The 13,280-nt window shown below is 39.2% G+C and carries 13 protein-coding genes; all 13 read right to left on the reverse strand.

Going from position 1 to position 13,280, the window contains the following annotated elements:
- Window positions 1–18 precede the first annotated feature (18 nt).
- Window positions 19–2,547, reverse strand: a complete 2,529-nt coding sequence (locus BW936_RS04485; RefSeq protein WP_076547103.1) for a heavy metal translocating P-type ATPase — start codon at window positions 2,545–2,547, stop codon at window positions 19–21.
- Window positions 2,544–2,906 carry a SpoIIAA family protein gene (locus BW936_RS04490; protein ID WP_076547104.1) on the reverse strand — a complete coding sequence of 121 codons (363 nt, stop codon included), beginning with the start codon at window positions 2,904–2,906 and terminating at the stop codon, window positions 2,544–2,546. Before BW936_RS04490 ends, BW936_RS04485 begins: the two co-directional genes overlap by 4 nt.
- A 51-nt stretch (window positions 2,907–2,957) precedes the next feature.
- The gene (locus tag BW936_RS04495) at window positions 2,958–3,389 is read right to left on the reverse strand and encodes an MgtC/SapB family protein (RefSeq protein ID WP_076547105.1); all 432 of its coding nucleotides are present in this window, start codon (window positions 3,387–3,389) and stop codon (window positions 2,958–2,960) included.
- Between the two features lie 18 nt (window positions 3,390–3,407).
- Window positions 3,408–3,950 carry a hypothetical protein gene (locus BW936_RS04500; protein WP_076547955.1) on the reverse strand — a complete coding sequence of 181 codons (543 nt, stop codon included), beginning with the start codon at window positions 3,948–3,950 and terminating at the stop codon, window positions 3,408–3,410.
- 152 nt (window positions 3,951–4,102) lie between these two features.
- Window positions 4,103–4,372, reverse strand: coding sequence for a zinc ribbon domain-containing protein (locus BW936_RS04505; protein ID WP_084181971.1), 270 nt, complete (start codon window positions 4,370–4,372; stop codon window positions 4,103–4,105).
- Between the two features lie 64 nt (window positions 4,373–4,436).
- On the reverse strand, window positions 4,437–4,793 hold the full coding sequence (locus BW936_RS04510) for a SpoIIAA family protein (RefSeq protein ID WP_072403634.1): 357 nt from the start codon (window positions 4,791–4,793) through the stop codon (window positions 4,437–4,439).
- Between the two features lie 45 nt (window positions 4,794–4,838).
- Window positions 4,839–5,252, reverse strand: coding sequence for a Fur family transcriptional regulator (locus BW936_RS04515; protein ID WP_076547107.1), 414 nt, complete (start codon window positions 5,250–5,252; stop codon window positions 4,839–4,841).
- Between the two features lie 15 nt (window positions 5,253–5,267).
- Entirely contained in the window at window positions 5,268–5,606 is a 339-nt protein-coding gene (locus tag BW936_RS04520; RefSeq protein ID WP_076547108.1) for a P-II family nitrogen regulator, read from the reverse strand.
- A 115-nt stretch (window positions 5,607–5,721) separates the two neighbouring features.
- Window positions 5,722–7,026 (reverse strand): efflux RND transporter periplasmic adaptor subunit, encoded by a 1,305-nt coding sequence (locus BW936_RS04525; protein ID WP_244156166.1) that lies wholly within the window; start codon window positions 7,024–7,026, stop codon window positions 5,722–5,724.
- The gene (locus BW936_RS04530; protein WP_076547109.1) at window positions 6,995–11,410 is read right to left on the reverse strand and encodes a CusA/CzcA family heavy metal efflux RND transporter; all 4,416 of its coding nucleotides are present in this window, start codon (window positions 11,408–11,410) and stop codon (window positions 6,995–6,997) included. Before BW936_RS04530 ends, BW936_RS04525 begins: the two co-directional genes overlap by 32 nt.
- Before the next feature lie 118 nt (window positions 11,411–11,528).
- Entirely contained in the window at window positions 11,529–11,924 is a 396-nt protein-coding gene (locus BW936_RS04535) for a hypothetical protein (protein ID WP_228547182.1), read from the reverse strand.
- Window positions 11,925–12,018: 94 nt separating this feature from the next.
- Window positions 12,019–12,333 (reverse strand): hypothetical protein, encoded by a 315-nt coding sequence (locus BW936_RS20105; protein ID WP_179004449.1) that lies wholly within the window; start codon window positions 12,331–12,333, stop codon window positions 12,019–12,021.
- Between the two features lie 20 nt (window positions 12,334–12,353).
- A complete protein-coding gene (locus BW936_RS04545) occupies window positions 12,354–13,259 on the reverse strand; it encodes a hypothetical protein (RefSeq protein WP_076547110.1) in 906 nt (301 codons plus the stop codon).
- Between the last annotated feature and the right edge of the window lie 21 nt (window positions 13,260–13,280).

Here is a 13,280-nt window from a genome sequence, read left to right on the forward strand (position 1 = left end):
CAACCCTTTTTATTAAATTTATTTTTTATAAGCCAAAAGTCTTAAGGCATTAAAAACCACCAGTAACGTTGAGCCTTCGTGGATGACCACTGCAATACCGATATTGGCCCAACCCATAATGGTCGATGGGATAAGTAATGCCACAATACCGAGGCTGACCCAAAGGTTTTGCTTGATAATGGTCTTTGCCTTCCTGCTCAAACCTATGGCAAAGGGCAGGGTTTCCAGTTTATCGGCCATTAGGGCAATGTCAGCTGTTTCCAATGCCACATCACTGCCCGCTGCACCCATTGCGATTCCTACGGTGCTGTCTGCCATTGCAGGGGCATCGTTCACACCGTCGCCAACCATTGCGACTTTGGATTCCTGTTCTTTTAATTTTTTAATGGCATCTACCTTTTCCTCTGGCAACAGGCTTCCCCAAGCATCGGTCAATCCAATTTCTTTAGCAACGGCGTCGGCAACCTTTTGATTATCCCCGGTTAGCATTATCATCCGCTTGATACCGATTTCCTTTAATTTTTTCAGCGTTTCCTTGGCCGCTTCCCGTGGGGTGTCCATCAGGGCGATGATACCGATATATTCTTTGTTCCTTCTTATAAGCATCGTCGTGTTTCCGCCCCCTTCAAGTTCTTTTACTTTATTCGATATTTCTTCGGATGGTTTTGCTTCATCGAGGTCTTCGTACAAGTCCAGGTTTCCAATATAGATTTTATCCTTGCCCAAGGACGCTTTGATACCTTTTCCGAGAATCGCTTCCAAATCTGACGCATCGGTAATATCAGTACCTTTCAGACGCTCTTTCCCATCCCTTACGACGGCTTTGGCCAAAGGGTGGTCGCTCAAGTTTTCAACGGCAACGACTATCTTTAACAGTTCATTTTCTTCAATATTCCCCAATGGTACTACTTCGGTAAGTTTGGGCTTGCCTTCGGTAAGCGTGCCCGTTTTATCAAAAGCCAAAGCGGTAATGACCCCTAAATCCTCAAGCGGTCGCCCACCTTTGATAAGTACACCGCCCCGTGCTGCCCGTGCCACACCGCTTAATACCGCACTTGGTGTTGAAATGGCCAGTGCACAGGGGCTGGCGGCTACCAATACTGCCATTGCACGGTAAAAACTGGCACTAAACGGTTCATCAATGACCAAAAAGGCAAAGAGTAGGATACTAACCAATATCAGTACGGATGGTACAAAATATTTTTCAAACTTGTCGGTCAACAGTTGGGTAGGGGATTTTTGGGTCTGTGCCTCGTTGACCAATTTGACCAGTCGGGACAGCGTAGAGTCTTTGGCTTCTTTGATTACCTTTATTTCCAAAGTATTATTACCGTTGATAGTTCCGGCAAAAACGCGGTTTTCGTCCTTGATATCATCGTCTGCCGAATAGTCCTTGCCCGTATCTTCCACAGGAATTTTGTCCACAGGTACACTTTCCCCTGTGATAGGTGCTTGGTTGACACTGCTTTTTCCATTGACCACAACACCATCGGCAGATATTTTACTGTTGGGTTTGACCACAATGATATCGCCTATACTTAATTTTTCAATCCCGACTTCTTCTGTCTTACCATCTTTTTTGAGCAATGCCGTTTTTGGTGCTAAATCTGCCAGTGCCGCAATGGACTTTCGGGCCTTTTCCATTGCATAATGTTCAAGGGCGTGCCCCAAACTAAACAGGAACAATAACAATGCACCTTCTGCCCATTCTCCCAGAATGGCTGCACCAATGGCGGCAACCAGCATTAAGAAGTCAATTTCAAAACCGCCTTTGGCAACGGTCTGTACTGCTTCCTTGGCCGTAAAGAAACCACCGAAAAAGTAAGCACCAATGTATAAAGTAAGACTGACCCAATCTGGGATGGATTCCACATAGGAAAGGCCGAAACCTATTCCGAGAAGTGCCCCACAGATAATGGAAAAAATAAGCTCCGTATTTTTACCGAAAATACCACCGTGGGCGTGCTCTTCTCCTTCCTCGTGGGTCTCGCCTTCTTTGTGCTCGTGTCCCTCGGTGGAAGTTTGCTCTTTAGTCTCTTCCTTCTTTGAACGCTCTTGTTTTTTTCTGGATGCTTCGGTGTAATCATTTTCGTTTGAAGCACTGCGTTGAACCTGAAGGTCTTCCTTTTCAATTTGTTTGCTTATTTCATCAAAATTTGTTTGCTTTTTATCAAACTCAAGTCGTACCATTCCAGAGCCTGAAACGGAAGCTTCCAAAACTCCATTGATTGCCAAAAGGCTTCTCTCTATGGAACGAGCCTGTCTTGTGTGTCTGATTCCTTTAACTTCAATGAGCAAATGCCCGTATTTTTCGGTAATCTCGGCACCAGTACTTTCGGCGAGGGATTGAATGCGGTCAATGGAAATGATATCTGGGTCATAATGAAAACAGAGCTTTGGCACATCAGCTCCGTTTGCATCGGCAATGTGCACTTTTTCGATGCCCTCTTTAGCTTGTAGTTTTTGAATAAGTCTTTCAACACAAGTATCTTTTTCGTTTGGAACTTGCGGAAGTATGACCGGGATTTTTAGTTGTAGTTTTTTCATTTTTTACTATTTTTTTCTATCCATTCTTTGGCATTGTCTTTTTCTGCGGGCTTAAAAAATTTGATATGAGCCTTGGAAAAAGGCAACAACACTTCTATGAACTGCTCTTGCCATTTAACACTTCCTACTAATGCGACCCGTTTTAAATGTTCTTGACTTGGAAGATTTAATTCAATTCCCTTCCAATATGCACTTGCGGTCCAGCCTTCAAAATTTTCCATCTCGATGTACCAATACACCTGTGGATGGGTTTTTATATGGTCTGTCAATTCAAGGTTTAGGGTTTCATAGTCTTTTGCGTCAAGCTTATGCTGCGCCACGATATATACCGTACTTTGTTCTTTATAAATTGATATCATTTCTATAATCTTTACAAATCAATATTTTAGCTTAAATACCTTTTCTTATAATTAGCTTTTATTTTTATTTACTTTTTTGAAATAGGGTAATTTTCGGGCGACCAGCAGCAATATGATAAGTAATGTGCTTGTGATACTCAACAAGTACATCCCAAACCCTAAAGCAATACCTACTCCTGCTGTTGCCCACACTGTAGCGGCCGTGGTCAAACCCACTATAGAGTTGGTTGAATTGTCCTTAAAAATAATTCCTGCTCCCAAAAAACCAATACCAGAAACAATATTTGCAACAATCCGAGTTTGGTCTGCCACATCAATATGTGTATTGATGATTGTTAAAAGTGCGGCTCCAAGACATACAGCTGCATAGGTTCGGATACCAGCGTCGTGGCCGTCAGCTTCCCTATCAATGCCAATTAAAACCCCCAATAAAACTGCCAACCCCAAACGTGGTAATAGCAGTAGTTCTGTTTGAATGTCCATTTTTAATATTTAAAAAAGTTATTCCAATTTCAATACCAATTGCGAAAATTGTACTTCTATAGTTTTATCCACACCCTGTATTAGGGAATCCAGACCTGTATCTACTACCAAAACCTGTCCTCTCGCACTTATAAGACAAGACATACTTATGCCTTGTTCTATATGGGTAACGGTTGCTTTAAATTGTGATTTATAGTTTTTTCCTTGATATGAAACATTTACCGGCCAATTAAAATTGATGGGGTCGTGGCGTTTTGATAAAAAATCCTCGGACGGGATTGTTCCTGTAAAACGTAAAATTAATGGTTCTTCTTCCTCGGTTAACATTGTATTGATTTCGACATTATCGGTCGATAGCGATTTTAGGTCGAGTACACCATTTACCACTTTGGTATTATAATCAAGATAGAGGGCCAATTTATGGCTTTCTGCTTTGAAAGGTTTATCATCAACCAAAGTCATCATCATTATATGACCTTCTTCCGTTGTATAATTTTTTTGGGCGTTTGCCTGATAATAACTAACCAATATGATTATTAAAATTAAATGTTTAACATTCATAATATCTATCTTTATTTGAACAATTAAAATAAAGCAGCTTCTACTTTTGCTTTTAATGCTATTAATCATTTTGCTTTAAAAAAGCATCATAAAAGCTGCCTACTATTAATCAATTTTTGACATAAACCCATAGAGGCTGCAATCTCTTCTATTTAAACCTTGATGCCACAATTAGGGCAAAATTTGGCATCCATAGGGATATCCTGCCCGCAATTGTCACATTTTCCCTTACCCAATGCTGAACCGCATTTTTGACAAAAAGCCGCACTTACTTCATTTTTCTCATCACATTTTGGGCATCTTATCTTAACCCTTGAATCTGAATAATCATCTCTGTTTTCATAATCGTGTTTGCGGTTATGTCTCCTTGAATGATGGCCTCCTCTGCCTTTTCCTCCTAACAAATGTTTTAAAAACCCCATAATATTTCGTTATTATTATTACTGTTTTTCAAATTTTAAATCAACATCGATGATTCCATTTTGACTAAATTTCAATCCATTTTTGTGCATTACTTTTTTGCTTTATATCAAAGTATTTTATTTCGGCATTTGTAAAAGGTTTCATAAATCGGGCTACCCAATCGTGCCATTGTTCTTTACCTACTATTGCGATTTTTTCATACTCTTTTTCGTGTGCGGCATCGATTTTTAAATCTTCCCAAAAGCCATTGATATTCCACCCTTCAAAATCTTGCATCTCAAAATACCAACGGATTTTTAACCCCTTATCCAGAATAGTATGTATTATGGGGTGCACTTTTTCAATATCTTTTTGATGTAATTTCCCAATTGCAATTGTTGTGATTACATTTTCTTTCTTAATATCTAATATTTGTAACATTTCTTTAAAATTAAATATAGTGTCCTCATATAGGAAGAGCAATTATTACTTGCTACATTTCTCACAAATGCCCTTTACCACCAAGTTAATGTCCTCCGTGATATAGCCATCAGGCAAGCTGATATGCGGTATTTTATGCTCTGTTAAACAGACCGTTTCATTACAATTGTTGCAATGAAAGTGCAAATGAAGGTCGTTGCCGACCTCACATTCACAATTGTCTTCGCAAAGGGCGTATTTTATGACTCCTGTTCCATCCTCGATTTGATGCACAATCCCTTTTTCCTCAAACGCTTTCATAGTCCTAAATAGGGTGCTTCTTTCACTGACCTTAAAATCCTTTTCCAAATCGCCAAGACTGATGGCCACCTCTAATTCTGCTAAACGCTTATAAGTCATCAAGCGCATAGCCGTAGGCCGTATCCCTTTGCTTTCAAGTAGTTGGACTATTTTTTCCATTTGTACTAAAGTGTTTTATAGGTCGTACCGTTTTAAGGAATCTCCTGTTTTAATGTGAAACGCATCTTCTATATTAGCTATATAAATTATACCATCTCCAGGCCCGTCGGTTTTGGCGTTGGCTATAATTGTTTCAATGGCCGCTTGGGCTTCCTCATTTTGACAGACCAATTCCAATTTGACCACTGGACTATCTGTTACGTGAAAATCCAGCGACGGTCTGGCACCTTTTGCCTTGAACGCGCCCGTGCCTTCTGCTTGTGAAAGGGTCATACTTTCAAATCCATTGTCAGAAAGTGCTTCAATGACTCTTTGGATTCGGTTCGGTTTTATAAATGCTTTTATTTCTTTCATATTATTAACTTTTTAAATTTTTAATCAATTTTGAACCGAGTCTGTTTTATAATTTTTAACTAACTAATTAAGACGATAAACAAACTCGGAATCAAAATCTTTGATTGTTATTGAATTAATGTCCGTGTTCCAGTTCGCCCTTGACCATTTCCGAAGACAGGTTATAAGCTCCGTTTATCACGACTTTGGCATCCTTTGAAACTTCGGCAGGCAGGTTGACTTCAACAAAGCCTAAATCAGTAATACCAACCGTTACGGGTATCATTTTAAATTTCATTTTGTCCGCTTCCATTTCTTCATCTTCATCCAAAATAAAAATAAAGGATTGCTCGCCTTCTTTTATAATGGCAGCTTCCGGTACGGCAAAACCCTTTTTCTCGCCTTGCACTATTCGCCCTTCCACATACATACCCGGCAATAGGTTTTTATCCTTGTTTTCAATATCTGCCAGAACTTCCAAAGCTTTTGGGTCTGTATTGAAGGTTTTACCAACAGACCGAACGGTTGCTTTAAGCAGTTCATCTGGACGAGAGGCCGTGGAAAAATATATCTGTTGCCCTTGCTTGATTTGCTTTATGTCCTTCTCATATACTTTGAAGTTGACATAAATTTTTGAGTTGTCGCTTATCGAGAACATTTTGGATTGTTGTGCCACGTAATCGCCAAGGCTAATCATTACTTCATCCACATACCCACTTATAGGCGAGGTAATGGGAACAGCGGAATATATCTGTCCTTCCGCCACTTTGTCCGGGTTAATGCTCAACAGTCTCAATTGGGACCGCAAACCATTGACGCTGGATGTTGTAGAACGAAATTTTGACTGTGCCATTTGAAATTCCTTGCCAGAAGAAACACCTTTATCATAAAGAGTCTGCTTGCGCTCAAAATCCTGTTTCAAAAAGACCAATTCATCATTTTTTTCCTGATAATCTTGTTGCATTGCAATGATATCAGGGTGTTCTATATATGCCAACACCTGTCCTTTGCTTACGTTATCTCCGGGTATTACTTTTATGGAACTCACATTTCCACCAACAAACGGACTTATGTTCGCCTTATCCTGTGGGAAAAGTTCCAGCGTACCTGTTACCTTAATGTTGTTCCCTAAATTGCGTTCCTCCAAAAGTTTCATTTCCAAACCTATGGTTTCGGCCTGTTGCTTTGTGAGTTCCACAACGCCTTCTTCCTCGCTGTGACCTTCTTCTTCTCCTTCACTGTGGCCTTCCTCGCCGTGTGCATCTTCTCCAACTTCATTGGTCTTTGATACACCTTCGGCTTCATTATGTCCAAGTTCAGATTTTTGGGCATCATTACAACTCATAAACATAAGTGTAAATAATACGGTACTAACTAATAGTATATTCTTCATTTCTCTTTTTTTAAGGTTATAAATTGCCCAATTGATATTGCATATCAATGGTCTGCTGGTTATACTGATTGATGTATTGTAAATGGTTTTGTTTAATACGGATGGCACTATTAAGAATGGTGATATAATTGACGTAATCTATTTCGCCTTCTTTAGAAGCCAACTGCGCTGTGGTAATTTGTTCTTCTGCCAAGAGTAGTGCGCCTTCTTCGTAATATTGCAAAATCTTCTTTGTTTTTTCGAGTGATTTGGTCAATTGTGAAACACGACTTTCTGTAACCGCTTTTTGCTCCAAATATTGATTCTCTGCTACCATTGCGTCTGCCTTGGCTGCCTTAACCCTTGACTTCTGCGGAAAAAACCATAACGGAATACTAATACCTGCCTGATAGGTATTAAACCCTGAAACATCATCCACAACCTGCCTGCCATATGATAAACTGAATTTCGGTAGGAATTGCGATTTTTCAACGCCCACATTTGCTTTACTTACTTCGGCATTTTGCAAGGCATATTGCAACATTGGGTTATTGGCAACCGAAGTTGAATCCAATGTCGCCATAAAATCCAATGGCTCGTAAAAACCATCTACCGTCTCGATGGTTTCATCCGTTCCCAAATATTGTTTTAAGGCACGTTTGGCAATTTCAATATCATCAAAAGCTTGTTGCCTCAACACTTGAATCTGTTGAAATTCGGAAGAGGCTGAAATAAATTCCAACTTGCCTGTTTCTCCAGTGTCATACCGAAGTTGGGCAGCGGTCTTAAAATTGGCATAAATACTGTCCAATTGGTCTGCAAAACGCAACTGTGCCTTGTAATAATTAATTTGGTCATAGGCTTGCATCACATTGCGCACCAACTGTTGTTCACTGGCCACATAAAACTTTTCTCCCAAGGCAATGCGCTCTTTATAAAACTTCGATTTTGAAAATCCTGAAAGCAAATCGATATTGCCCTGTTGCACGCCAACGGTTGTTTGCACTCCAGGAAGATTATTGCCATATTCTTCTTTGCCCGTGAAAACTTGTGTGCTACCAAGGTCAAAACTCGTTCCCTTTAGTGCCTTTTCCCGTTCAATAAATGCCTGACTTTCCTTAAGCGATGGATAATTCTGTTTTGCCATAGCAATAGCCTCATCAATGGTCAAGGTCTTTGGCATTGTTCCATTTTGATTGGTGTCTTGGGCAAATGAAGTACCAGAAGCCATCAAACCTCCAACCATCAATAATACGGTTACAATATTGGTTGATTTTTTAATATAACTTACATCTCCACCATTGTCCTTCTTTTCTTTTCGGGATTCCAGCCAATAATAAAGAATAGGAATAACCACCAAGGTCAGAAATGTTGCCGTAAGCATTCCTCCAATGACTACTGTCGCCAAGGGCCGCTGTACTTCGGCACCACCAGAGGTAGAAATCGCCATTGGGATAAAGCCCATAATTGTTGTAATGGCTGTTAATAAAATTGGACGTAAACGTTCGTGCGTAGCTTCATATATACGTTTTTTTAAATCTGTCATTCCACTGTCTTTTAATTCATTGAACTTATTTATGAGTATGAGTCCGTTTAATACGGCAACTCCGAAGAGCACGATAAATCCGACTCCCGCGGAAATACTGAAAGGCATTCCACGAATCAACAAAACGAAAACGCCACCAATGGCCGCCAAAGGCACTGCCATATAGATCATCAAGGCTTGTGTAACTGAATTCAAAGCAAAGTAAAGCAGAACAAATATTGTTAATAGAACGATTGGGACTACAATCATCAATCGGTCTGATGCTCGTTGTAGGTTTTCAAATGATCCGCCGTAGGTTACAAAATAACCTGGTGGCAGTTTAACATCCGTTTCCAATTTTTGTTGAATTTCCTCGACCATCGATTTTACATCGCGCCCACGAACATTGACCCCTACCGAAATACGACGGGAGGTATTGTCCCTTGAAATCTGCATCGGACCTGGCTTATAGCTGATATCTGCCACCTCCTTTAAAGGTACTTGTGCACCGTTTGGCAGGTCTATGAAAAGGTTTTTTAAGCTATTGATGTCTTGTCGATATTCCTCTGCCAAACGAATGACCACATCGAATCGTTTTTCCCCTTCAAAAATGACTCCTGCCTGTTCTCCAGAAAATGAAGCACTTACATAATCATTCAGCTTGTCAGCGGTTACACCGTATTGTGCCATTTTTGCCCGGTTATACACCACTGTCATTTGTGGCAAACCGCTTGTAGCTTCTACATTGAGGTCAGCCGCTCCGGGAACGGTTCTGATGACCGCTGCGATTTCCTGTACCTTGTCTGCCAAAACGCCTAAATCTTCTCCGTACAGTTTGATTGCCACGTCCTCACGAACCCCTGTAAGCAATTCATTAAAACGAAGTTCTACAGGTTGGGTAAACACGAAATTTACGCCGGGAACTACTGAAATTTTTTCCTGTATTTTTTCTATCAGTTCTTCTTTACTATCTGCGGAAGTCCATTTACTCTTATCTTTTTCAAGAATAATATAACTATCGGCAATATCCATAGGCATCGGGTCTGTCGGTATTTCGGCCACACCAATCCTAGAAACTACTGTTTTTACTTCCGGAAACTCATTGATTAACTTCTGAAGTTTCTCTGAAGCCTCAATAGATTCTGTAAGACTGCTCCCCGGTTTTATCAATGCTTGAAATGCAATATCGCCTTCATCAAATTTAGGGACAAATTCTGCTCCCATATTGCTGAAAATAAATCCTGAAATCAAAAGCAAGGAAACCGCGCCTATAACCACACCTGCCCGAAAGCGAAGTGCAAAATTTAATATAGGCAGATAGATACGATTCAGAACATCCATAATTTTATCACTGAACCTATCAATCTTGTTTTCAAACTTGGCGAACCAACTATTTTGATTTTTAGCAGGTTTTAAAAATAATGATGACATCATTGGCACGTAGGTAAGACAAAGGATAATCGCTCCTAAAACGGCAAAACCAAATGTAAATGCCATTGGTCGAAACATTTTCCCTTCCACACCGGTCAAAAAAAGAATCGGTGTAAAAACTATAAGAACAATTAGTTGACCGAAGAAGGCAGAATTCATCATTTTACTTGAAGAATCATAGGCGATTTCATCCATTTCAGCTTGGTTGATGGCGGTTGTGGATTTTTTCATCCGTTGATGAATGTGGAAAACCGCTCCTTCCACGATAATCACCGCTCCATCTACAATAATTCCAAAATCGATCGCACCCAAGGACATTAAATTTGCCCAAATGCCAAATTGTTTCATCAAAATAAATGCAAATAATAGACATAAAGGGATTATCGAAGCTGCTATCAAGCCACCACGGAAGCTTCCCAAAAGTAAGACCAAAACAAATATGACGATTAGGGCTCCTTCTATTAGATTGTTTTTAACGGTACTTGTGGTTGCCTCAATAAGTTCACTTCGGCTTAAAAAAGCATCAATATAAACACCTTCCGGCAGGGATTTTTGAATTTCTACAATACGCTTTTCCACATTTTCGATCACGTCGCCTGGGCTTTCGCCTTTCAGCATTAAAATTTGTCCACCAACAGTTTCGTGTCCATCTTGGGTAAAAGCGCCATAGCGTACTTGGCTGCCATATCCAACCTTTTCAGCGACATCCCGTATTAAAACGGGACTACCGTTTTGAGTAGTTACAACTGTGTTTTCCAAATCGGCGATACTTCGGGCCAAGCCTTCGCCACGGATAAAATTGGCTTGGTTATTTTTTTCTATATAGGCACCTCCAGTATTGGCATTGTTCACTTTAAGGGCTTCAAAGACCTGGTTCATTGTAATACCGAAACTTTTTAGCTTATTGGGGTTTATGGCTACTTCATATTGCTTCACAAATCCTCCAAAAGCATTTACCTCGACGACTCCTGGAACTAATGCCATTTGGCGTTTTACAATCCAATCTTGGATGGTACGAAGCTCCATTGCATCGTATTTATCTTCGTAGCCTTCCTTTACTTTTAGGCTGTATTGGTAGATTTCGCCCAAACCTGTGGTAATTGGGGCCATAAATGGCGTGCCGAAGCCTTCGGGGATTTCTCCGGCAACTTCGGTTAATTTCTCTTGCACTAATTGCCGGGGAAGATATGTGCCTGCCTCGTCCTCAAATACGATAGTAACAACTGACAATCCAAAACGAGACACCGAACGCAGCTCGATAACGTCTGGTAGATTTGCCATTGCCAATTCTACCGGATAAGTAACAAATTGTTCAATGTCTTCAGTACCTAAATTTGGGGCAACTGTAATAACCTGTACTTGGTTGTTGGTAATATCGGGTACAGAACCCAGATTTATAGTGGCCATAGACCAAATGCCCGTACCTACAAGTGCCACTATAAAGAGCCCAATAATAAACTTGTTATTAATGGAAAATGAAATGATTTTGTTAATCATAGAAAAAGTATTAATTCAGTTTAAACATCGCAATGCAAAGAAATGCAATGCGTTTATGATGCGATACTTACTTTGAAAAGCATCACGGTAGGATATAGCTATCCTAAAAAAAACTGAATTATACTTTAGGGGGTTGGAAAAGCGATTCCAGATATCTGGAAGTGAAGTTTACTTTATGTAAGTTAAACTGTTTTTTCTCTTCAAACTTTAGTCGATTGGTTAAAACCGAATTGTTGTTCGCAATAATTAATACTAAAGGGTGACAACATTGATGATGGGAATGGACTGGTGTATTCTCCTTATCTGGGTTATTATGATGCCCTTCATTTTTTGCATCATTGTCAATGTAATCTTCAACTACATATTCAAGGAAAGAGTCTCCATAAACTTTATGGTCTTGATAATGGGTAATAATGCTTGAAATTTCTTTAATTGGTCCACAAAAGTCCATATCAATGCTAATTCCCTGAAAAAAGAATAAAATTGACATTGATATGGAAAAGAATATTTTCATAAAGTTTGACAAAGATACAAATTAATCGATGCACAGGCTGTGCAAAGATTAATCAGCAGTATGAAATCAGAAATTAATCACACTATTTAATGTATCATCTGCCTCTTTGTGGATGAAGTTTGTTTGATAGCGTATGGTTGTTGTGAAAGAAAAATGTCAATATAATTTTTACAGCATTTGAATAGGAATTTGTAATAGGCTCTTTAACACCGCAATGAAATATTACAGAATTGGATGTGTGAAATAGGTTTTCAAATAACATTCTTGGGTAATCGTCATTGTCCATAAGCCAATTCACGGTCTCATCTTCACTCTCAAAAGTTCGTGTTACACTATCATCTGGCTCAAGATTATTTACGAAGAAGGAAACTGTAGATTTACCATAGATACGTTGTTTATCTGAAAACACGTATTGCGTAACCTCATAAATTAAAATGGCAATACTTGACTTGTAAATTCTTTGAATATTTCGCTCGCTAATGCCTTATCAAATGCCTTGGCTGTTACTAAATCGCCAAGTTTCGATTTTAATAATTGACCAAATGACTTTTTGCTCAAATGCGGAATGTCATCGCGAAGCTCATCGAACTCGTCGAAAATAATTTGCTGTCCAAAACCTAAACCTTCAATTTTCGAGAGAACCTGTTTTATAAGTTCTTTCAGTTCCTCATCGGAATTACTAATTTTGGAATAGTCCGTTGTCTGGGCTTTTCTTGATTGCTCAATGGCATATTTACCTTCCAATTTCAGTTTGGCATTTACATTCCTGCCATTCATACATTCAATAAATCCTCGGTTTTCAAGCATTCTTCCATAGTCCCAATCTTCGCCACGACCGTTTAATTTAATTCCATTGCCTTCAAGAATCCAGTTAATAGAATGGTATTTACCATCTTTATAAAGGTCATATAGTTTTGAAAGTATTAGTTCGAGTATGCCTTCGGTGTCAAGATTTTGACGTTCATTCAAATCAATTTCATCTGGCCTTACAATTGCATCTGAAATGAATAACATTTTCAAGTAGTAGTCAAGCCCGTTGATTTCATCTTTTAGGGCTTGAATTTCATTTTTAATTTTTTGGTCAGTCCCTAATTTAAAGCCAGTATTATATCCTCTTTGAGCTTTAAACTCATTTGCAAAATTTCTGTTTTCTGGTTCAAAAGATGCTCGAACATAGCTAACAACAGTATTTTCCCAAGATTGTTTTTCTTCCTTAAAATTATTAAATTCATCTTCTGTTTTTGAAGACCTATATTTATCGACAATTGCATTTCCAGTAGATACAAACCCATCGATTTCTTCTTTAAAATCTTCCCATTTTACCTTTATAATCATACACACTATTTTAGTCTGTAA

This window comes from Maribacter ulvicola (genome assembly GCF_900155985.1).
Lineage (GTDB): Bacteria > Bacteroidota > Bacteroidia > Flavobacteriales > Flavobacteriaceae > Maribacter > Maribacter ulvicola.

What these genes read in the sequence shown, in the direction of transcription:
- BW936_RS04485 (WP_076547103.1), bottom strand. Translation starts at nt 2,547, where the DNA reads ATGAAAAAACTACAACTAAAAATCCCGGTCATACTTCCGCAAGTTCCA.
- BW936_RS04490 (WP_076547104.1), bottom strand. Translation starts at nt 2,906, where the DNA reads ATGATATCAATTTATAAAGAACAAAGTACGGTATATATCGTGGCGCAG.
- BW936_RS04495 (WP_076547105.1), bottom strand. Translation starts at nt 3,389, where the DNA reads ATGGACATTCAAACAGAACTACTGCTATTACCACGTTTGGGGTTGGCA.
- BW936_RS04500 (WP_076547955.1), bottom strand. Translation starts at nt 3,950, where the DNA reads ATGAATGTTAAACATTTAATTTTAATAATCATATTGGTTAGTTATTAT.
- BW936_RS04505 (WP_084181971.1), bottom strand. Translation starts at nt 4,372, where the DNA reads ATGGGGTTTTTAAAACATTTGTTAGGAGGAAAAGGCAGAGGAGGCCAT.
- BW936_RS04510 (WP_072403634.1), bottom strand. Translation starts at nt 4,793, where the DNA reads ATGTTACAAATATTAGATATTAAGAAAGAAAATGTAATCACAACAATT.
- BW936_RS04515 (WP_076547107.1), bottom strand. Translation starts at nt 5,252, where the DNA reads ATGGAAAAAATAGTCCAACTACTTGAAAGCAAAGGGATACGGCCTACG.
- BW936_RS04520 (WP_076547108.1), bottom strand. Translation starts at nt 5,606, where the DNA reads ATGAAAGAAATAAAAGCATTTATAAAACCGAACCGAATCCAAAGAGTC.
- BW936_RS04530 (WP_076547109.1), bottom strand. Translation starts at nt 11,410, where the DNA reads ATGATTAACAAAATCATTTCATTTTCCATTAATAACAAGTTTATTATT.
- BW936_RS04535 (WP_228547182.1), bottom strand. Translation starts at nt 11,924, where the DNA reads ATGAAAATATTCTTTTCCATATCAATGTCAATTTTATTCTTTTTTCAG.
- BW936_RS04545 (WP_076547110.1), bottom strand. Translation starts at nt 13,259, where the DNA reads ATGATTATAAAGGTAAAATGGGAAGATTTTAAAGAAGAAATCGATGGG.